Source organism: Emticicia fontis, assembly GCF_054779675.1.
The window spans coordinates 1-705 of record NZ_BAAGXU010000040.1 but is presented as its reverse complement, the minus strand read 5'-3'; the positions used below and the strand labels follow the sequence as shown (position 1 = coordinate 705).

Annotated in this window: 1 pseudogene; it reads left to right on the top strand. The window is 45.8% G+C overall.

The annotated features are described in order from the left end of the window. Positions 1-705 (top strand): annotated as a pseudogene (locus ACYVFA_RS19590) (gliding motility-associated C-terminal domain-containing protein); the annotation flags it as partial.

Here is a 705-nt window from a genome sequence, read left to right as displayed (position 1 = left end):
TGCACCAACGATTGTTGCACCCAATCCAAAAGTAGTATGTGCGCCAAATACCTTGACCTTGACAGCGAGTGGATGTGGTGGCACAGTAAACTGGTCAACAGGAGCTACGGGTACAAGTTTGACTCTTTCAAGTGTAGGCACTTATAGCATTACAGCCACTTGTACGGTGGGTAGTTGTACTTCTCCAGCAAGTCAAGCCGTCACTGGTTTACAGATTGTAGCACCGCCAACGGTTAGCATTACAGGCAATATTAATTTATCATGTAATATTACCTCTGTTACCAGAACCGCTACTGGAAGTGGTATATCACCAACCTATCAATGGTCAAATGGACTAGGTACAGAAGCCACAGCTACTATTTCCTCTCCTGGAACTTATACTGTAACGGTAACTGGTAATAATGGTTGTACGGCAACATCGACTACATCTGTAACCCTTGAAAGTTCGGTGCCAAGTGCGCCAACAATCACTGCACCCAATCCAAAAGTAGTATGTGCACCAAATACCTTGACCTTAACCGCCAGTGGATGTGGCGGAACAATAAACTGGTCGAATGGTTCATCAGGTAGCAGTTTGATACTCTCATCGGTGGGCACTTATAGTATTACAGCCACTTGTACAGTGGGTAGTTGTACTTCTCCGGCAAGCGCCGCGGTAACAGGTTTACAGATTTTAACTCAGCCATCCGCGCCAACAATCACAGC